We start from the raw sequence: 18,398 nt of genomic DNA on the forward strand, positions 1-18,398 counted from the left end.
GGGGTCCAGTACAGGGTCTCCAGTACGGGGTCAGCAACAGTCTTGTCCGGTCCGGGGTCAGGGCTGCAATCACACCGTTCTCAATTCCGCCTGCTTCAACCGGCGGCTGACCGTGGCCGGATTAACGCCCACGTGGTCCGCGATCTCGGCCAGCCGATATCCATATTGCCGGTAGGCCCGATGAATCAGCCGCGCCTCTGAGCTCGCGCAGGCCGGGCGAGAGAGTGGGCGGCGGCGTTTCGATCAGGAGATGATAGTGGTTGTCCATTAGGCAAGAGGCATGGCAGAGCCACCCGTACCGATCGACGACGTGGGCCAGGAGGGCGAGCCGCTGGGAGCGGTCGCGGTCGTCTGCCACGACGGCCAGCCGGGCATTGCCCAGACCGGTGACGTGATACACCGCGCCGGGGAATTCGAGGCGGAGCGGACGGGCCATGGGGCGGCAGTCTACCTCTCACAATGTGGGATTGCGAGACCGGACCCCGTCTTGTTCACGGGATTCAGCGGATTGTCGGTTGCACACCGGCTGGCCGGGAGTGTTGTCTGGACGGTGAACAGAGCCAGCTCACTTGACAAGGCGCGTAGATCCAATGTAATTACAAGGCGTTGACCCATTGGATAGATGAAGGAGAGCGGATGAAGGCGCGCGTCGTACGAATCGGGAATTCGCAAGGCATCCGGATTCCGAAATCCGTCATCGAGCAATGCCACCTGCATGGAGCCGTCGATCTGGAAATCCAACAGGGGCAATTGGTCATTCGCTCGGCAGCCAAACCGCGCGCCGGTTGGGACCAGGCCTTCGAGCAGATGCATCGGCACGGAGAAGACCATCTGCCGGATCAGGAATCCTCCGCCTCATCCATATGGGACCGGAATGAGTGGACATGGTAGTATCCCGCTTCGACGTCTTTCTTATCCGCCTCGATCCCACCCAAGGCCGTGAAATCCGCAAGACCCGGCCCTGCCTCATCATCTCCCCAGACGAAATGAATCTCCACATCGACACAGTCATCATCGCCCCTATGACAACGAAGGGCCGTCCCTATCCCACCCGCGTGCCGGTGCGGTTTAAGGGGAAGTCTGGTCAAATCGTGCTGGATCAGATCAGGACTGTGGACAAGAGCCGGTTGGTCAAGCGTGTGGGAAAGATCGCCGAACTGACCCGCGCCCAGGTCCTCACCCTACTCGCTGAACTCTTCGCCCCATAAACACGACACAATTGATAACAACGCCATCCGGAACTGACTCCGGCTGCCGCTCTCTCTTTCATCACTTCCCGTCACTCCTCAGGCCGTGGGAACTGCCAACGCCGAATGGATTAGGAGCAGGACCGGTCGGGGAAAGAGGCGATCGAGGAAAATCGGCTCGGCACGCAGCACTCCTGGATCGTTCTTCCCACAGTCACCGCGAGCGGTTGAGCGGGGCGAAGGGTGTGCCGGGATTATAGTGGAAGATTGAAATTGGTGTCCGCCATCTTCGAGAGTTCAGACGCCAGATATAGACCATGCTATACTAGGCCATGCTCAAACGGACCCTGAACAAAACCAATCCGTACCTCGCCGACCCGGCCAAGCGTCGTGCCATGTTCCAGATGACCGTCTACACCTCCACGGACATTGAAGGTGTCAAACTCACCTCATCCGACTTAAGTACTGGAATCACAACTTCTCGCCGCATCACGTCCCGTGAATCTGCAAAGTCCTCTCGATCACCGCGGTAAATAGTTTCTCCATCGGTTCGTAATTGCGGTCCAATCCAGCTTGCACCGCTGCAAAGTATTCCTGCCGCTTTCGACCGGAGAGTTTATCAAAGTACAGCGCGGGCAATCCTGCTTATAGCCCCATCAGCACGGCTAACAGGCGCGCCACCCGCCTGTTGCCCTCCCGGAAAGGATGAATTAACACGAGTTCCACATGAACTTCTGCCAGCCCCGCAGCCAGATTCTCCCGAGAGCGACAAGGTGTATACCGCTTGAGCGGACCTTCCTCAACTCGGTCATCAATTTAGGGATCTGCGCAGCTGCAGCAAACGAGAAGGAGTCCTTCTTTACATTGACTTGTCGATACTTCCCCGCCCAGGGATAAATGTCTCCTAACCAGAGTCGGTGGATACGACACAGATCGATGGCGGTAAATCGATGCTCGCGGTCATAGAGACTTGCCAGACTTTCGAGTGCACGGACCTGCTCCCGCCCCTCGACCCGATCCATCTCACGCTTGCTGGTAATATGCAGCAGGTTCCTGAGCACCCGATGGCGAGAACCGGGCTCAAATTGATTCTCGTCAAAATCAGCCGTGTCGTAGCGATCAGTTCGTCTCAAACCCCACCTCGCAACTACACGAAATCATCAGCCAAGGGGCACCTGCCGCAGAATACATCGGGGTGGATCGTTTGGGAAGCGGCTCACTCAGGATTCAGCATTCGTGGATTGTTCTTCCTGCTGTCACCGCGAAGGGTTGGGCGGGGCGAAGGGGATGTTGGGATTATAGCGGTCGGCGGAGTTCAGGGGATTGTCGGGATGGTATTGGTTGACGGGATTGAACGGATTGTCGGGCGCGTAGCGATTCGTTGGATTGACCGGATTGCCGGGATCAAAGCGGTTCGCCGGGTTGAAGGGATTATCCGGCGCAAAGGCCTGCGCGGGATTCAGCGGATTGTCCGGCGCATACTGACTGGCCGGATTGAAGATATTGTAGTCGCGCTCGTACTTCTCGGAGAAGCTTTGCTCAGCAAAGGAGGGAGTGACAACGAGGAGCACGGCAACTAGAACCAGAATCCACATCAAGAGCCTCCGGGCTCAACCGCGACCTGTATATCTCCACTCAGCACCCAGCACTCAACTCTCAGCACTGCCCTAACGCCCTACAAGCGGCGCTCAGGAACAGACCCCCGGTACCTGTTCTGTTCCTCGTTCTGCGTTCTAGCCAAATAGCCGTTCGAGTAGCTCAAAATGTGTGGCAACATCGGCGAGGATGGCTGAGAGCGTGCCGATGCGAAGGGGCGTATGCTGGGGAATCGTGAGATGATGCTCGCCATGCTCGTAGGTGGTGAGTCGAAGGTGACTGCCTGCTTGGCGGGTAATCGAGTAGCCGAGCTTGCGAAGGGCCTGAGCGAGATCGCTCCCGGACGAATCGCGGGGAAGCCTCATACGGCGATCACTTCCTCGCGAACGTGGTGAAGGCGGACGACCTTAGGAGCCTGGCCTTCCTCAAAGTGACAACGAACCGCCTCACGGACTTTCCCTGGCAATTCAGCCAGTGTGTCCGCTTCCGTGAAGATGGACTGCCCGAGCGCGCGCGCGATGTACCCGCCCTCAGGAGCCTCTTCTACCACAAAGATCAATTCACTCATGGGCATCTCTCATCAAGGGGTGTCTTTTGCACATGGTAGTCTCGCACACACCCGATGTCCAGCCGGCAAAGGCTTGTCGCAGGCCGAGCGAGAGAGTGGGCTGCGGCGTTTCGATCAGGAGATGATAGTGGTTGTCCATGAGGCAGTAGGCATGGCAGAGCCACCCGTACCGATCAATCACATGGGCGAGCAGGGTCAGGAACTGCGTGCGATAGCGGTCCTCCGCCACGATGGCCTGCCGGGCATTGCCCCGACCGGTGACGTGGTAGACGGCACCGGGGTATTCGAGGCGAAGCGGACGGGTCATGATGCGGGAGTCTAGCCCTCAGCACGTGCGATTGCAGGACCTAATTCCCTTTTCTTTCGATGGTATTCACTTCCAAACAAAGACTCCCCTTTGATTCGACCCTTATCGGAGGCGAAAGCAACCCGCTTTTTCTCCCCTTTAGAATATTCTTGTTCCTACGGCCCTAACCTCTCGAGCAAGATCTTTCTGAGGTCCGCAGGTCAACAGGACAAAGGTCTGTCCGGGATACTGAACAGTTTGCGCCAGGCGACCCAACAGCTCGTTTCCCTTCACAATCATCCCCTTGGGCTCAGCGACCAGGAAATAGAAACGAAGAGTTGGTGCAGATCGCAGCCTTCTTTGGCAAATCCAGGCCGCATTGAGGTCTTGGATTTGTTGTAGCTGGGCGCGCAGTCGATCGATGGCTTCCCTTTCTAAGACCGGAGGGACCAAGTCTTCCTTGAGAGGCAGAGTTTGGCATTCACATTGAATCTGAGCCTGGACATCAACGTGCCGTTCAGCGCGACGCCTCCACAAATCAGCCAGATTGTCGTCTTGCTTGCGCACCGAATAGCTATAGGCAACGTGGCAAGCAAGTGGCCCTGTATCGGGGTCGAGAGCTGGCTTTTCAAGATATGCCAGCCCGCTCGGATCATCGCGCTGAAGCAGCAGTCTCCCGATGGCCAGGAGTGCCATCGGCTCATGGGGGAACATGGTGTCGTACTTGCGATAGAGCGGTAGCGGATCTGTTGCGGGATCGAGCCCCTCAGTCAATGCAGCGAGATTCCATCGTTCCTCTTTCGTTAAGAGTTCCGGGGGTTTCGCCCGCAAGGATGCTAACTTGGTCCGTGCCCCTCCGACCTGGTCATAGAGGTTCTTCCACGGAGCGGCGTTCTCTTTAACCCACACTTGATCAAAGTCCCGAAGGATCGAGTCCAGCTTCTTTCCGAGCCATTCACGGGCTGCGGTATCGGTAAGCACCCCATTGGCCGTCTGAGGATGTCCCTGAATCGCCTTCACCCGGTCACGCAGCGCGGGATGAACATCTCCATACCCTGTCTCCTGGGCCATGGCTTCTTTGAACACTTCTTCCCAGGCCGACTCAGTAGCGCGAAATCGCTCCAGGCCGCTCACGGGATCTGCTGGAGGGGTCGGCTCATGTTCTGCACGAGCCATCAGTGACTTCCAGTAATAGCGGTCAATCAAGATGGGTTGCATGCTGGAATTCACAAGTGCCGTTGCAACAACATCACGCGATGTGAGCTGCGCGGCGATGGCGTCAGCATGATATTCATTCGTGCGCGCAAGCGCGAAACTGTATGCGTTGAAGTACGGAGCGTACCAATCGAAGAATCCGGCAAGACCTCGGGTAGCCCAATGCTGGGCTTGATTGAACGCCGCCATGATCCTCCACCAGGCTACCCGGACTCGGTAAATCCATGCGGCGAACCACCCATGCTGGCCTGACAAATGACCCATTTCGTGTGCGAGGACAGCCCGCGCCTCTTCGCTCGACAGTCCAAGTAATAGCTGAAGCCCGATGACCAATGTATTTCGCGGCCAGCCAAAGACGCCGAGGCGAGGGATTTGGGCGATGCTGGCATTAAAGTCATTCGTGAGGATGACTCGGTGGATTCTTGGTGCCTTGATCTGTTGACGAAGCGCCTCGACCTCCGCAAACAGCTTGGGATGCTGGTTCGAGTAGAGTTCGTAACCTGGCGGGTCCACCATCCGGACCCACAGCGCCCGTAACATGACATAAGGCAGGATCAGAAATGGGAGGAGGAACTTGAACTTGAGAAGGACCCACCCGATATGTGCGGCAAATACCCCCCAAACCAAGAACGTGCCGATGGCCAGCAACAGAGTCACCATCCCAAATAGGACCACATAGCCGAGAAGCGCCAGTGCCAGCAACTTGACTCGATAGAGACGTGGAGCCAAGGCCATGCCCTGTTCAGCTTGATGAATGAGCAACTCAAACCGCTGACGTCGTTCGGTGGTAGTCATCGTGGTAGAACCCGTAACAGCGTCCGTCATCCTAAAAGTTCTGCCGACGCCCCCACAGCGACATAATGGCCATGCCAAAGAGCGTCCACCAACTAGCAGTCATGGACCAATTGGCAGACATGGCCGCTTCCCTCCTCCAGACTCACGGGACAGACTGAGATAAGGTAAGGCAACAGGTGTGCCAAAGGCAGACGCTCGTAACTACTTCGAATACCTAGGAAGATGTGGGGAACTAGTTGTAGTGATGAATCAGATCGTCAACGCAGAGAATCGGAATCGATTCAATACTCTGAGAGGGGCGAACGATTGAGGCGAATTTGGTGATGTGAAACTCGACCGGGCTAGCTCAGCCCCACCCCTTTCTTTTCCTGCCTTGGATCGGCCTTGATCGTCCGCGACGATGGCCTGCCGGGCATTGCCCCGACTGGTGACGTGGTACACCGCGCCGGGAAATTCCAGTCGCAGCGGACGCACCATGGCACGGGAGTCTAGCCCTCAGCATGTGCGATTGCAGACCTTACCCCGTCTTGTTCCAGGACTCAGGACTCCCCCTACCCCCTACAAGCGGCGCGAAAGAACAGATTCCCGGTACCTTTTTCTCTTTTAGGTCCATGGGTGGATCCAATCCAATCCTACGAGTATCCGATTCGATCCCACTTTCGGATTTCTAAATTGCCTAGATCTCAACTGATCAACCTTACTGCAAGCGCCACCAAAGCCTGCATTTACTTATCCTGACACACGTAAGTTCCAATTACAGAAAGGCTGACGGAATATGGCCCGAGGATTGCGAACTAACCAGATATGGTCAAGAGAATGTACAGGATGTCTCGATCAATAAGAGGACTACACCTCTGCACCCTCAATCGCCTAATAGGTACTCATGTTCTTCCACCAGAAGAATGTTCCCAACAAAGCGTTCTGTGCATCGACCACCATCCAGGATTACAGAGGTCGTCCCGCGGGAGTACGTTTTCTCCAATGCTCTCTGCTATGGCGCAGACACCGGTTGGGCCCTGTAGATGTTGAGCGTGCTCGTTATTCCGGTCAAATACTCCAAGGCCCTTCCGAAGCATATGCTGATCATGGATCTGCAGAAGGCATAGTTTGAATCGAGGCTTCTCAGCGAATTGAATCGGAGGTCGCGAACAACAAGCCGCCCGGTGTGTGTGAGGTTTCCAAAGAAGAGATGTGACGGTTGGCATCGACCCGCTCGAGGCGTAACCGTTTCAGTGAGATGGACCGATGTGGGCAACTGAACTTGGTATATGCCGCCTGTTATGCGGCTATGTGGCGGGACGTCATGGGATCAGAATCTCCAAAGACAGCGGGGCCCTATCCGAACTGCTTACATGAATGCACGGGTATGCGTTTGGAATAGTTTTTCGGGACACGAGGGGGACGCCCAACCATGCCTGAACATTTCACGTGAAGGCTTAGAAGGGAGGGCATCATGGACATCGTCACATGGTTATGGAATGCGCTTAAAACTCTTGAGTCCGTACAAATTTATGTCCTGCTTGTATCTGTTGCGTTGCTCGTGACCGGAATATTGGGTGGCGCTCCGCTTAGGTTGAAGGAGTTCTATGTGGGCCCACTCTCAATATGGGATCGATGGCTTTGTGGGTTCACCGCCGCGATAGTCTTCACTCTCTGGTTCCTCATCCCTAGATCCGTTGAGTCCAACAAGGTGATGTCTGTCCAAGGGCTGGTCATGATGGGGGCCTGGTCCGATGTACAGCCATTAAGCCTGCAAGTGAACCTTGAGCCCGCAAGCAGCTTGAAAACGGCGATAACAGAAGCAGATGGAGTGTTTGAATTCCCGGCTACAGCTGGGCTCACTGAAGGCACGTACAATATATCCATTTCCAGAGATGGACATGAAGTGGTGAATGAACATCAGGTTAGCCTGACACAGGGCGACAGTGTAGTCGTGATGACGAAAGACGGTAAGCCACCGACAGTCCAGGTTGGGGATATCACCAATATCCTTATCAATCGGTACAAGTCTAGTCCAGAGTGGATAGATCGCGTCCAAGTCATTGAGCGAATCACCGCAATGAATGTCCATTCGGTCAATCTAAGAGAGAAGATGACAAAGCTCTTGTCGAGCCAAGAACCCATTGAGCAAGAATTGGGTGCCTTTACTCTTGGACGTTTGTGCGAGCAAGCCACTCGTAACCAGCTAGAACAAATCAAGACTAAGCATCCTGACTGGTTTCTCCGTATCCGTGCCTCATGGAATCTCTCGTGCGACTCTTCACGCAGAGCGCAAGAGCATTTGTATTTACTGGGCATCTTAACCAAATCGGACCCTACCCTCACGAAGGGACACCGGTGGGCAGCCGCCTTCTTTCTGGCTAGAAACCTCGTGAAAAATACCTGCGTGGTCTCAGTGTTAGAAGGGGGGTTGGAGGCAGAGAAAGAAGCGATCAGAGAGATATCACTCATCATGTTGAATCGTCTCACCGAGAAACAATTCTCGGATAAGACGGCTTGGAAATCATGGTGGGCAACGGCAGATCATAGCTCTTATGACTCATGTCCTCCCGTCGGTTGATCGTAGGTTACCTCTATTTGCGTTGCTCTGGGTTTGAGCGATACCAACGTAGGCGGATGAATCGCCTCCAGTTCGATCAGTCGCCGATGACCTTGCCCCATTCGTGACACCCCAGCCAACGAAGTTAACTCCTGTGCTGCCTGGGTCCAGTTCTGATGGTTGTGAATGAACTCGTGCTGCCGGGCATTGCCCCGACTAGTGACGTGGTACACCGCGCCGGGACATTCCAGTCGCAGCGGACGGGCCATGGCACGGGAGTGTATCCCTCAGCATGTGCGATTGCAGACCTGACCCCATCTTGTTCACGGTCTCATCCCGGTCCGAATCACAGCCGCGAGTGAGCGGCTGTCACCGCGAGCGGTTGAGCGGGGCGAAGGGCGTGGTGGGATTGTAGCGGTTGGCGGGGTTCAGGGGATTGTCCGGATGGTACTTGTTGGCGGGATTGAAGGGATTGTCGGGCGCGTAGCGATTCGTCGGGTTGACCGGATTGCCGGGATCAAAACGGTTGACCGGGTTGAAGGGATTATCCGGCGCGAAGGCCTGCGCGGGATTGAGCGGATTGTCCGGCGCATACTTACTGGCCGGATTGAAGATATTGTAATCGCGCTCGTACTTCTCAGAGAAGTTTGGCTCAGCAAAGGAAGGAGTGACAGCGGAGAGCAAGGCAATCAGAACCAGAATCCACATCGAGAGCCTCCAGACTCAATTTTACCAATTCTGAAACTCGGCACTCAGGACTCAGCACTTCCGTGCAGGACTCAGGACTATGAACTCAGCACTTCCCAGGAGCACCCACACTTCTTAGGAACAACCTACTCCCCCGCCTGAAATGCGGCACAACCAATGCTCAAGAAAAGACTCCCGGCCTCTTCTCTCATTTTGCTGTGGCATTTTTCCATGAGGCGTGCTCTTTTTGCGACTGCATCCGTGTCATTCAGGGCATACCAGGCCCCCGGACATTGTGTCATACCGTGCTTCAGAGCCCGACTTATCAGCTACTTCAGCCATCCGTCATTCGTGGTACTTCGCTTGCTACGTAGCTCCTGAGAGAATCAGCGTGACCTACAGGAGTTGCATGCGCTTAAAAGATGGAAACCGCAAAAGGACAGGAGACACTATGACGACACTGGCTTGGATGGTTTTCGTCATCTCCCTGTTGGGGTTCTCAGCACCGTCGGTTGCCGCTCCCCCGGTGCAAGACACGTCACGTCACTTGTATGACCGGGTGATGGAAGAATTTCAGCATGGAGACTATGAAGCAGCACTGGCCGGGTTCAGGTTCTTCATTGCATTACATCGTACATCCGCATTAGCGACGAACGCGCAATATTGGATCGGCGAATGCCAATACAGGCTGGGCCGCTACAAAGAGGCCCTCGACTCCTTCTCCAACGTCGGCTCGTATAACGCGGTGAGTCCTAAACTGGCTGCATCGACGTTCAAGATCGGTCAGACCTATTCAAAGCTCGGCGATTTGACGAAAGCACGCCTGATGTTCAACCGGGTGCTCGACCAGTATCCGGACGGGGCCGAGGCTGAGCTCGCCCGCAAGGCGATCGGTGGCATGACCCCGAAGATTGATTCGAAGCCATCGAGCACTCCGAAGAAGTCTATGACTTCATAAACGAGTGGGGACGCTGCGTGGTGGGCATGAGCATGAGTCGGAACGGCAATTGCTCCAACAACACCCCGGTGGAACGCTTCTTTCGTTCACTGAAGAATGAACTCCGAATAAGTAGCCTGTCACCTTTTGTTCTCCCGCGAGCGGTTGAGCGGAGCGAAGGGGGTGTCGGGATTGTAGCGATTGGAAGGATTCAGGGGATTGTCTGGATGGTATTCATTGACGGGATTGAATGGATTGTCGGGCGCGTAGCGATTCGTTGGATTGACCGGATTGCCGGGATCAAAGCGGTTCGCCGGGTTGAAGGGATTATCCGGCGCGAAGGCCTGCGCGGGATTCAGCGGATTGTCCGGCGCATACTGACTGGCCGGATTGAAGATATTGTAGTCGCGCTCGTACTTCTCAGAGAAGCTTTGTTCGGCAAAGGAGGGAGTGACGACAAGGAGCAAGGCAACCAGAACCAGGATCCACATCGAGAGCCTCCGGGCTCAACCGTGCACGGCTTATCTCTACTCAGCACCCAAGACTAAACTAGCAGCTCTAGTTAGTACCAGGCTACTCCTCCGACTGAAGCACGGCACAAACGGCGCTCAAGGAAAGTCTCCCGGTACATTTCCCTCGTTCAACCGGCAATTTATTTCCCGCTATTCTTCTTATCAAGCTTAGCCTTTTGGCTGAATGCATTCGCTCGTTTCATATTTGCAGACTTCACCTGCTTCTTCAGTTTATCCGTCATGCCCTTAGTCGTTGCCATCAAATCCCCCCTCTGATGCGGAACCAAAGCCTGCTACTGATTGTGATGCCGAAGATGCTCTCTTGAGCGCTTTAAGCATGACCTGAGCTTCCTTGTCAGGTATGTACCTGAATAGCCCCGTATTCCAACGAGGGCCTACAGCCTGAGAATGATATTTCCAATAAAGAGGTGCCTGATGAAAGTTAGCGGCCCTGAGCCTAACTGAGCCAGCGTGCAGAACGTTTCCCCACTCTGGGTGTTGCGTCATATGATCAACGGAGAAGGCACCAATGATGCGTCGCTCCGCTTCGGGCTTATCCGGCTCACGTGAGGTGAGAAATGCAAATTTGCCTTGCTTCCAGTGCTTTACTGGAATGGCTTTACCCATGTTGGCGCCCTGATGATAAATCCCTGCGCCGAACTGCCATCTCGAAAAAGCCATGGCGTCATAGCACGGCCACTCATCAAAGTTGTTTTGGTTGTGGTACTGCCAGTAATCCCCAGCGTTGCCATGCTGATGATAAATTTCCGCGCAAGGACAATCCTGCTGACTGCACCACACTCTTGGATTTTCAACAACGTTGATTTCTCGACCTCGAGAAGTGCATGGGGAGCTGAATGGGCCATGGGTTCCATAAACCCAGGTAACTTTAAAAGCGATGTTCCCATCGGGAGAAGAAGCCATAGATGCCCCTTTCTAGCAATGAGCCCCAGACCGTTACGCAGCCGACTATATCTCCATGTTCCAGAGCTGACTAATTGTCTTAGCCCTCTTCAGTTTTTCAAACGTTGTGAATCTTGGGCTCTGAGGCGCTGTACCCTTACGAGCTTTGTCTAGGGGGATAGGTCGGATTTTCATTTTCTTACCAAGGTACACAATGAACTTGCCAGAGTCTTTGTAGGGTTCAATCCGTTTAATTTCAGCTACGTGCTGAATCTCTTTGATTGGACTTTTCTGGTAAATGGCAAGGTACCTAATTTTCTCCCTGGCCTTTTGAGATAACCTAATTGCCCACCAAGCGTTACTCTTGACATACGCTCGCTGAAATCCGTCATCGAACGCGGCGCAAACTACAGTATCAAAATCTTCATTGCTAACCTTCGAACCCTCGATCTGTTCAACTTCTCCACCCATAGGCTCACATTCATAAATAACACTGGTTCCCAAGAGGAACCGCCTTAACACAACTCGGTCAGGAGGGGTCCGAAAAATCGTCAGAGCTTGATTCAGTTCAGCGTCCTCATCATCTACGGCCACCACCACTCTTATTTCTCCCTTTTCTGTGAGGGAGATCATGAGTTCTTCCAGATTGGCAAATGGTGTCTTCTGGAGCTTAGCTTCAATGGCCTTGCGCAAGCGGCTGTCGCCTTTTATGTGCTTTAGGAGCATATCTCTTGTCCGCGGCCCGGAGGATGCCCCTGCACCCATGAATCGTCCTACTTGCTCAACTATGTGGGAATAAATATCGTGGGCCAGGAGTTCATTCTCGACAAAATATAACGTCGGCGACTTTGGATTGGAAAAGTCGATCAGGAAAGCGTCGGGAATTCCTTTGTGGTACGAATCCTTTAATCCGACACGCTTCTTAATATCTATGTAAATGGCTTCAGGACCAAACAGATACTTGCTGTTTTCGACTACAGCACGCTCAAATTCCGTCTCTGACTCGAAACCAAAAAGCGTAAACTTCTTTCCTGCTGACAATAAGAACGGCATTTAATGCATGGCCCCCATTTGCATCCTTTATGAAGACGTTTCTGCTCCAAACTGAGCAACGAGTCGCGACAAAGTCATATTCTCCGCAATCACGTCATGGGGGATAAGCGCATACTTCCAGGACTTGCCGCCATTGCTGAGGGCGTGGGTGGTCGCGCGGGTACACCAGGTGACGGCAGCCTCTTTCTTGGCGAGCACATCCGGCGAGGTCATCTCGTTTTTGGCTTTGGGCTCAAGCATGTAGATGCAGTCTGCTGTCTCAGCCACAAAGTCCGGCTGGTAGTCGTGCTGCGAGACTCCTTGCTTATAGGAAATCTGGAATTGTCCTGATGCCGGCCGGAACCACTTTTGGGAGTCGCGGTCTAGGATAATGGCCAGCCTCCGCTCGGTGTCAGAGTCAAACTTCTGGACGGAATAGAGGCCGCGCTGAAATCCACCAAAGAGCATCTGTGAGATCCGGCTCCGATCCTCGACGGTCTGACGAAAGTCCTGGACTGCTTCACCATTTCTTGCTGTATAAGCACTGGGCTTCAGGTCAGTGAACCCCTTACTCACTACGACATCGTAACCCGTAGCCTTTTCCCAATGATGCTCCTGCATCTGAGCATGAACGAAAGCCGCGAGCTGTTTCTGATGGTAGATGAGGACGTTCCTCGCATCCTCTTCGGAGAGATAGGAGCGAAGGTGTCTGACCAATTGACCGGCAAGGTTATAGAGCAAATCGGAGTGCTCGTCGTAGCTGATGTCATCAAAATCAACGAGTCCCCGGACTAGATAATCTTCAAGCCGTTGCTCTGGCTGCATCCGTCCACCATAAGTCAAAGTCTCCTGCTCATGGGTCCGAAGGTGCTGGATCAGTAGATCCCGTTCAACCGGCTGATAGTGGATATTTGAACAGTCCAAGGTAAAGGCATGAAAGCCGGTAGTCATCTCACCCCGTGGGACAACGAGAATCCTTGGGATATCGATCGATTGCCGCACGACCAGTTGCGCCGTTTTAGCGACAACCTCCGCGATGCTCGGGACCGCGGCCATGCCCGGTAGGGCCTGCTGACTTGGCGTCACGGATTGTTTCACCTCTTCAACAATCTGTGCCTGAATCTCTGGTTTTAAAAGGTCATTCGAAGACGGCAGATTCTCGTATTTCTGGATGACCTTGTACGCCGCCTGCGCGATCCCTCGCTCGACCTCTCCTGAAAAGATAGGAGTGGCTTGCGGTGGCCCACCAGCAGGACCAGTGAGGGAGGCCCCGTGCAACTGTTCCTCAATCTTTGATTGAGCGACCACTGTTCGCATCTTTTGCAGATCTGTCGCCGGGTCGAGAATTACCTGCGCCAGGCGGATCATGGAGCCGGGCTTGTTGGCTTCATCGATGATTTCCTGGAACCGGTCGTGGGCCACGATGTTCAGGCGGTCCACGGTACTGACCCCAGTCCGCTTGCCATAGGGAAGCCGGAGACCGCGTCCGATAGATTGCTCGATAAGGGTTCTCGCGTTAGCGGCTCGCAGCGGGACAATGGTGTAAAGGTTTGTGACGTCCCACCCTTCCTTCAACATGTTTACGTGAATCACGATCTCAGTGGGCTCGTCCGGGCTTTCGACAGCAAGAAGGCGCTGGACCATCTCGTCTTCTTCTGCACCGGTCTTGCTGGAATCTACCTGAATAACTTTGTCCTTATACCGGCCTTCAAAGAACTGAGGGGACTGAATCATCTGCATCAGCTGCCCTGCGTGCGTCGTCTCGCGGGCAATAATAAGCATGAAGGGTTTCACTACGCGTTGTCCTGTCTGCCTCGCGTAGGTTTCTAGTTCAACTTTTGTGTTCTCGTGAAGACGCACGCCATCTTCCAGCTTGATTTGCTCCAGCTGAGCGGCATTGAACTGGCTAGGGTTGAAATTCTTCTGGGTGACGACGGCCGGTTCTTTGACAAATCCATCGGCCATCGCTTTGGCCAGCGAGTAGTCATAGATCACGTTCTTAAATGGCACTGGGCCTTTGGGGGACTCCACAAACGGAGTAGCCGTGAGCTCCAATCCAAGCACTGGCTTGAGTTCGTTAATGGCCCGCACACCGGCCGACGCCCGATAGCGGTGGGATTCGTCCATGAGCAACACGAGATCGTCGAGACCCGCCAAATACTCGAAGTAACTCTGGCCAATGTACTCAGACAGGCGCTTAATCCGTGGCGCTTTGCCGCCTCGGACTTCCGAGTTGATCTTCGAGATATTGAAGATGTTGATGTGGACCTCTTGCCCAAAGCCAGGCAAGGAGGTAAGACGAGCAGCCACACCAGACTCGTAATTGTCTCCCGTGATGATCGTTGGCGGCTCGGTCGCAAACTCGGCGATCCCGGTAAAGACGTACTTCGGAGTGTTCGGAGTGAAGTCGGCTATCAACTTGTTGTAGATGGTCAGGTTCGGCGCCAGGACAAAGAAGTGGTTAATGCCATGCGCGAGGTGTAAGTAGCTGATGAAGGCACCCATGAGCCGGGTCTTGCCAACGCCCGTGGCCAAGGCAAAGCACAGGGAAGGGAACTCCCGTTCAAAGTCAGTGACGGTCTGATACTCACTCTTGATCGCAGCCAACGCAGCCGCAATGTCCGCTCCCTTCTTAGGAGGCACGATCTCCGTGACGCGATCGAGAATTTCCAATGAGTGCCGTTGCGGCGGGCGCAGGCTGAGGCGGCCGGCTATGGCGTTGACCTGTCGATTCATGATTTCGCCTCTTCGTCGAGCAGTTCCATTTGGCCAGGCGGAATCGGGGCTTTGGGCAAATTCTCGATCTTCAGGCTGTAATCGTCATGGCCCCATTCACAGCGGGTGAGCACGGTCTTGGGAATTTTCTTGATCGTGAGATTGGGATACTTATCGGGCTTGCCTCGGAAAGCAGGGCACAGCACTAGGAGCGACCGTTCTTCGCCGACTTCATCGCTCAATGCCTGTAGCTGGTCGTGGCTCAGGTTCTGAGTTGTGACATAGATGAAATCACGCTCAGTGGAATGTCCCTGCTGCCAATAGATGGAATCACTTGGCGCATAGATGAAACCTTCCAGCTTACAGACCGCCTGAGCCAGCATCGCTGGATTGTAGGCTTTATTGACAACCCAGTTGCCCCACTTGTCTTTCTCAAGCAACGATGGCGCGAGATGGTAGTACCGAAATCCACCGCCACCTTTCCAGCCGACAGCCTCCGTGACGCCACCCTTATCCTCACCATCAATGACTTTCTTGAGCCGCGGGATGATGTGCGTGTCGCAATGCTCGCCCAACTCCACCATGATCCAGCGTCGGCCCATCTTGTGGGCAACAGCTCCAGTTGTGCCGGAGCCAGCGAAGGAATCAAGGATTAGGTCAGCAGGGTTAGTTGCGATGGTAAGTATCCGTTGAATGAGTCGTTCAGGTTTGGGGGTACCAAAGATTTCTTTGCTGTTAAATTCTTTTGCTTCCTTCTTTGCCTCGTCGTTACTGCCAACATCTTCTCTTAGCCAAGTAGTGCGCGCGACAACACCCGATTGAACTTCCGAAAGAAACCGCTTTAGCCGTGGTCCCGCGTTGCCTGTTGGGCCGAACCAAAGCCTATTATCCTTCCTCAATCGTTCAATTTCCCCTGGCGGCCTGCTCCAGCTTCTACCGGTCGGGGGGAAGACCTGCCGCCCTGATGGCGTGGTTATGGCGTAGAAGTCTCTTTCTCTAAACTCTGCACGAGTGAGATTGTCGGGCTGCCAAGGTCCACGCGGGTCATTGTCCGCGTTCTTATACAACTGGTCTTGCTTTTCGGTTCGAGGTAGCAAATTCCACTGCCATTGTTCGATATCTGAAGCCCATACAAGGATGTGATCACAATCGGAGGATATTCCCTTTTCATTGTTCCCTGGCGCGTGCTTCTTTTGCCACGTAATGTCTGCGACAAAGTTATTTCGACCAAATATTTCATCGCATATAACTTTAAAGTAATGCGCTTCATTGTCATCAAGGGTCACCCACAACGATCCCTGCTTGCTCAATAACCGATGTAGTAACTCTAAACGGTCCCGCATCATGCCTAGCCAGACGGAATGTTCAATACCATCGTCGTAATGCTCGAAAGCACTGCCTGTGTTGTAAGGTGGATCGATGTAAATACACTTGATCTTGCCGGCGAATTCCTGTTCTAGCGCTTTGAGTGCAAGCAAGTTGTCACCGAAGATGAGACGATTGTCGAATAAGTCCTGGTCGGTGATCCGGTGCGAGGCGTGATAGGACTTCTCACGGTCTTCCAGCAGAATACGCGGCTCCAGCTTCGGCCGATTCTCTTTCCCAATCCAGGTGAGTTCGAGTTTCTGCTTTCGGTTTGTCATGACCCTTGTTCGTTCGACCATTTTACGATTGAAGTAATGACGGACTGAATTTCTTTGGGAATGGCATCTTTTACCTGCATCTCATCGATCTTCTTGAGAGCCTTGCTCGCCTTGTGTTTAACATCCTTACCTACACCCAACAAGCCCTCAAATGATGATTTGAAATGCTGCACAGGAAAATCTCCTGCAGCCTCACGAACTCTTGCGTTCTCAGCCTCCGCTTCACATATACCGTCTAAATCAAACAAGACGAAAGCCGGTATTGCAAAGGCGTGACAGATCGTTGCGTAATGGGGAATCTTCTCTTTTCCATCGCAACTTATGATTGATAGTTGATCGAACTGTTTCCCTAATACTGCGGCCAACTTGGGCAACCCGTATTTCTCAACCGGTCCCTCCACAAGAAGCACCTTCCGGGCAAAGAAAATATCGCTATCGTTCGAGGTGAACGCTGTTTGATGGTACCCATACTTGGGTATATCGTTGAGGTGTTCAGCAATAGTCTTTGATCCGAGCTTTACCGCGAGTTTCTCCTTCTTGGGATACTGATCCTTCCAGGTCATCCGCGAGATACTTTTCCAGTTCCCCAGGTCAATGAACAAGGGAGAATGAGTGGTCATGATCGTTTGTGCAGATGATTGACTCAGGTGATTGGCAAGTTTCAGTTGTAGTTGGGGGTGAAGGTGAAGTTCCGGTTCATCGATCAACAGAATCAAATCATCTCCGGCGCGTTCACTGACTTGCTCAAGGAGCATGAGAGCGACAAGCATGGAAATCCCAGATCCTGCACCCTCCAAATCTACCTGGTTCGACCCTTCCCGGAATGACAAAAAACCTTTAGCAAAAGGCTGTTCAATGTTGAGCAGAGATATTTCCAATGACTCAAAGCCCTCCCCAAGGAACTCGCTTAACTGCTTTCTCAAAGGGCTAAGAATTTTGCTCTTCTTTGGGTCTTCAACGACATTGATTACGCTTTCGTAGTAAGCATCCCATTTCTCTTTTGCTTGCTCTTGAAACCAATCCTTGCGGTAGCGCCAATTGAGATCCTTGGCGATCTTACTGAAAAGAGAATTGAAGCCCACTTTTGTCTCTCGTTCTCGGTGTCGATCAAAATAGAAGACATTGGGGAACCCTACTAGATCGTTGGCGAGTGAAACGCTATCTCGTCGCAGGTTCATCGGAGTTCCAGACTTTCTCCCAACTGAAAACCCTTGGTCTGTCTCAACAACATATAAAGGCAAATCATCCAATGACATACTCTCTGGGAGGGTAAGTTCGTTGATCTCCTGCTTCTTCTGATAGGTAATCGGAGAACAGAGATGGGAAACAACAAAAGGATCAGAAAAGGCCTTACTGGGCGCTGCCTTCTCACGGCGTTTGACATTTAACTCTACCGATTGAGCAAGAAGGGTCTGGTGAGTATAGCCATCTGGAACTTTGACGGCGAAGGGCTTGTCAAACTCGACCCTGATCTTTATGGCGTCTGCATCGGCATTATTGAAATCCTGCTCATCTAATCGAGATGAAAGATAGTAAGTAGATGTGGCGTAATTTATGGCTTCAAGAATGGCCGTCTTGCCCGATCCGTTTTCGCCAACTAAAACGTGATGGTCGGCGAACTCCAATTCAGTGCTCTTATGAGCTCGAAAGTTTTGTATTTGCACACGAGATATCTTCACTTCAGAGTAAGCCGGTTAACCAGTAGATCATGGTTGGTGACACCGTGCGATGCGTGGTAGGACTTCTCGCGGTCCTCCAGCAGAATCCGTGGCTCCAGCTTCGG

General features: G+C 53.3%; 18 protein-coding genes and 2 pseudogenes. 4 read left to right on the top strand and 16 right to left on the bottom strand.

Annotation, left to right across the window (positions count from 1 at the left end; genetic code table 11):
* Positions 1-193: 193 nt before the first annotated feature.
* Positions 194-436: pseudogene (locus tag ACO9S2_RS06825) on the bottom strand (transposase); the annotation flags it as partial.
* Positions 437-636: 200 nt separating this feature from the next.
* Between ACO9S2_RS06825 and ACO9S2_RS06830 the strand changes: the two are divergent.
* Both ACO9S2_RS06830 and ACO9S2_RS06835 read left to right on the top strand, forming a co-directional pair.
* Entirely contained in the window at positions 637-891 is a 255-nt protein-coding gene (locus ACO9S2_RS06830) for an AbrB/MazE/SpoVT family DNA-binding domain-containing protein (RefSeq protein ID WP_423721204.1), read from the top strand.
* The gene (locus ACO9S2_RS06835; RefSeq protein ID WP_423721205.1) at positions 885-1,208 is read left to right on the top strand and encodes a type II toxin-antitoxin system PemK/MazF family toxin; all 324 of its coding nucleotides are present in this window, start codon (positions 885-887) and stop codon (positions 1,206-1,208) included. The genes ACO9S2_RS06830 and ACO9S2_RS06835 overlap by 7 nt, the downstream gene beginning before the upstream one ends.
* Before the next feature lie 624 nt (positions 1,209-1,832).
* On the opposite strand, the gene ACO9S2_RS06840 is transcribed toward ACO9S2_RS06835, so the two are convergent.
* The 8 genes and pseudogenes from ACO9S2_RS06840 to ACO9S2_RS06875 form a co-directional block, all read right to left on the bottom strand.
* Complete coding sequence (locus ACO9S2_RS06840; RefSeq protein WP_423721571.1) at positions 1,833-1,913, bottom strand: Fic family protein; 81 nt, start codon at positions 1,911-1,913, stop codon at positions 1,833-1,835.
* A complete protein-coding gene (locus ACO9S2_RS06845) occupies positions 1,898-2,320 on the bottom strand; it encodes a Fic family protein (RefSeq protein ID WP_423721206.1) in 423 nt (140 codons plus the stop codon). The genes ACO9S2_RS06840 and ACO9S2_RS06845 overlap by 16 nt, the downstream gene beginning before the upstream one ends.
* Positions 2,321-2,443: 123 nt before the next feature.
* Complete coding sequence (locus ACO9S2_RS06850; RefSeq protein ID WP_423721207.1) at positions 2,444-2,782, bottom strand: hypothetical protein; 339 nt, start codon at positions 2,780-2,782, stop codon at positions 2,444-2,446.
* A gap of 138 nt (positions 2,783-2,920) precedes the next feature.
* On the bottom strand, positions 2,921-3,148 hold the full coding sequence (locus ACO9S2_RS06855; protein ID WP_423721208.1) for a type II toxin-antitoxin system HicA family toxin: 228 nt from the start codon (positions 3,146-3,148) through the stop codon (positions 2,921-2,923).
* The gene (locus ACO9S2_RS06860) at positions 3,145-3,351 is read right to left on the bottom strand and encodes a 2-oxoisovalerate dehydrogenase (RefSeq protein WP_423721209.1); all 207 of its coding nucleotides are present in this window, start codon (positions 3,349-3,351) and stop codon (positions 3,145-3,147) included. The genes ACO9S2_RS06855 and ACO9S2_RS06860 overlap by 4 nt, the downstream gene beginning before the upstream one ends.
* Positions 3,344-3,658, bottom strand: coding sequence for a transposase (locus tag ACO9S2_RS06865; protein WP_423721210.1), 315 nt, complete (start codon positions 3,656-3,658; stop codon positions 3,344-3,346). Before ACO9S2_RS06865 ends, ACO9S2_RS06860 begins: the two co-directional genes overlap by 8 nt.
* 138 nt (positions 3,659-3,796) lie before the next feature.
* The gene (locus ACO9S2_RS06870) at positions 3,797-5,677 is read right to left on the bottom strand and encodes a M48 family metalloprotease (protein WP_423721212.1); all 1,881 of its coding nucleotides are present in this window, start codon (positions 5,675-5,677) and stop codon (positions 3,797-3,799) included.
* Between the two features lie 348 nt (positions 5,678-6,025).
* Positions 6,026-6,124, bottom strand: a pseudogene (locus ACO9S2_RS06875) (addiction module toxin RelE); the annotation flags it as partial.
* A gap of 976 nt (positions 6,125-7,100) precedes the next feature.
* Between ACO9S2_RS06875 and ACO9S2_RS06880 the strand changes: the two are divergent.
* Entirely contained in the window at positions 7,101-8,207 is a 1,107-nt protein-coding gene (locus tag ACO9S2_RS06880) for a HEAT repeat domain-containing protein (RefSeq protein ID WP_423721213.1), read from the top strand.
* Positions 8,208-8,555: 348 nt separating this feature from the next.
* Here ACO9S2_RS06880 and ACO9S2_RS06885 read toward each other — a convergent pair whose 3' ends face one another.
* Positions 8,556-8,894, bottom strand: a complete 339-nt coding sequence (locus ACO9S2_RS06885) for a hypothetical protein (protein WP_423721214.1) — start codon at positions 8,892-8,894, stop codon at positions 8,556-8,558.
* Between the two features lie 430 nt (positions 8,895-9,324).
* On the opposite strand from ACO9S2_RS06885, the gene ACO9S2_RS06890 reads away from it, so the two are divergent.
* Positions 9,325-9,831 carry a tetratricopeptide repeat protein gene (locus ACO9S2_RS06890; protein WP_423721215.1) on the top strand — a complete coding sequence of 169 codons (507 nt, stop codon included), beginning with the start codon at positions 9,325-9,327 and terminating at the stop codon, positions 9,829-9,831.
* 119 nt (positions 9,832-9,950) lie between these two features.
* On the opposite strand, the gene ACO9S2_RS06895 is transcribed toward ACO9S2_RS06890, so the two are convergent.
* From ACO9S2_RS06895 to ACO9S2_RS06920, 6 genes are all read right to left on the bottom strand, one after another.
* The gene (locus ACO9S2_RS06895) at positions 9,951-10,301 is read right to left on the bottom strand and encodes a hypothetical protein (protein ID WP_423721216.1); all 351 of its coding nucleotides are present in this window, start codon (positions 10,299-10,301) and stop codon (positions 9,951-9,953) included.
* 267 nt (positions 10,302-10,568) lie between these two features.
* On the bottom strand, positions 10,569-11,246 hold the full coding sequence (locus ACO9S2_RS06900; protein WP_423721217.1) for a hypothetical protein: 678 nt from the start codon (positions 11,244-11,246) through the stop codon (positions 10,569-10,571).
* Between the two features lie 45 nt (positions 11,247-11,291).
* Positions 11,292-12,278: a hypothetical protein gene (locus ACO9S2_RS06905; RefSeq protein WP_423721218.1), complete on the bottom strand. Its 987-nt coding sequence runs from the start codon at positions 12,276-12,278 to the stop codon at positions 11,292-11,294.
* Positions 12,279-12,305: 27 nt separating this feature from the next.
* Positions 12,306-14,993 (bottom strand): DEAD/DEAH box helicase family protein, encoded by a 2,688-nt coding sequence (locus ACO9S2_RS06910; protein WP_423721219.1) that lies wholly within the window; start codon positions 14,991-14,993, stop codon positions 12,306-12,308.
* Positions 14,990-16,615, bottom strand: a complete 1,626-nt coding sequence (locus ACO9S2_RS06915) for a site-specific DNA-methyltransferase (protein WP_423721220.1) — start codon at positions 16,613-16,615, stop codon at positions 14,990-14,992. The genes ACO9S2_RS06910 and ACO9S2_RS06915 overlap by 4 nt, the downstream gene beginning before the upstream one ends.
* Positions 16,612-18,279 carry an ATP-dependent nuclease gene (locus ACO9S2_RS06920; RefSeq protein ID WP_423721221.1) on the bottom strand — a complete coding sequence of 556 codons (1,668 nt, stop codon included), beginning with the start codon at positions 18,277-18,279 and terminating at the stop codon, positions 16,612-16,614. Before ACO9S2_RS06920 ends, ACO9S2_RS06915 begins: the two co-directional genes overlap by 4 nt.
* Positions 18,280-18,398: the final 119 nt, after the last annotated feature.

Source organism: Nitrospira sp. NS4 (genome assembly GCF_049546785.1).
Classification (GTDB): domain Bacteria; phylum Nitrospirota; class Nitrospiria; order Nitrospirales; family Nitrospiraceae; genus Nitrospira_D.

Coding starts and splice junctions, on each gene's coding strand:
- ACO9S2_RS06865 (WP_423721210.1), bottom strand. CDS start 3,658: ATGACCCGTCCGCTTCGCCTCGAATACCCCGGTGCCGTCTACCACGTC.
- ACO9S2_RS06860 (WP_423721209.1), bottom strand. CDS start 3,351: ATGAGTGAATTGATCTTTGTGGTAGAAGAGGCTCCTGAGGGCGGGTAC.
- ACO9S2_RS06900 (WP_423721217.1), bottom strand. CDS start 11,246: ATGGCTTCTTCTCCCGATGGGAACATCGCTTTTAAAGTTACCTGGGTT.
- ACO9S2_RS06855 (WP_423721208.1), bottom strand. CDS start 3,148: ATGAGGCTTCCCCGCGATTCGTCCGGGAGCGATCTCGCTCAGGCCCTT.
- ACO9S2_RS06905 (WP_423721218.1), bottom strand. CDS start 12,278: ATGCCGTTCTTATTGTCAGCAGGAAAGAAGTTTACGCTTTTTGGTTTC.
- ACO9S2_RS06870 (WP_423721212.1), bottom strand. CDS start 5,677: ATGACGGACGCTGTTACGGGTTCTACCACGATGACTACCACCGAACGA.
- ACO9S2_RS06915 (WP_423721220.1), bottom strand. CDS start 16,615: ATGACAAACCGAAAGCAGAAACTCGAACTCACCTGGATTGGGAAAGAG.
- ACO9S2_RS06890 (WP_423721215.1), top strand. CDS start 9,325: ATGACGACACTGGCTTGGATGGTTTTCGTCATCTCCCTGTTGGGGTTC.
- ACO9S2_RS06830 (WP_423721204.1), top strand. CDS start 637: ATGAAGGCGCGCGTCGTACGAATCGGGAATTCGCAAGGCATCCGGATT.
- ACO9S2_RS06895 (WP_423721216.1), bottom strand. CDS start 10,301: ATGTGGATCCTGGTTCTGGTTGCCTTGCTCCTTGTCGTCACTCCCTCC.
- ACO9S2_RS06910 (WP_423721219.1), bottom strand. CDS start 14,993: ATGAATCGACAGGTCAACGCCATAGCCGGCCGCCTCAGCCTGCGCCCG.
- ACO9S2_RS06850 (WP_423721207.1), bottom strand. CDS start 2,782: ATGTGGATTCTGGTTCTAGTTGCCGTGCTCCTCGTTGTCACTCCCTCC.
- ACO9S2_RS06885 (WP_423721214.1), bottom strand. CDS start 8,894: ATGTGGATTCTGGTTCTGATTGCCTTGCTCTCCGCTGTCACTCCTTCC.
- ACO9S2_RS06835 (WP_423721205.1), top strand. CDS start 885: ATGGTAGTATCCCGCTTCGACGTCTTTCTTATCCGCCTCGATCCCACC.
- ACO9S2_RS06880 (WP_423721213.1), top strand. CDS start 7,101: ATGGACATCGTCACATGGTTATGGAATGCGCTTAAAACTCTTGAGTCC.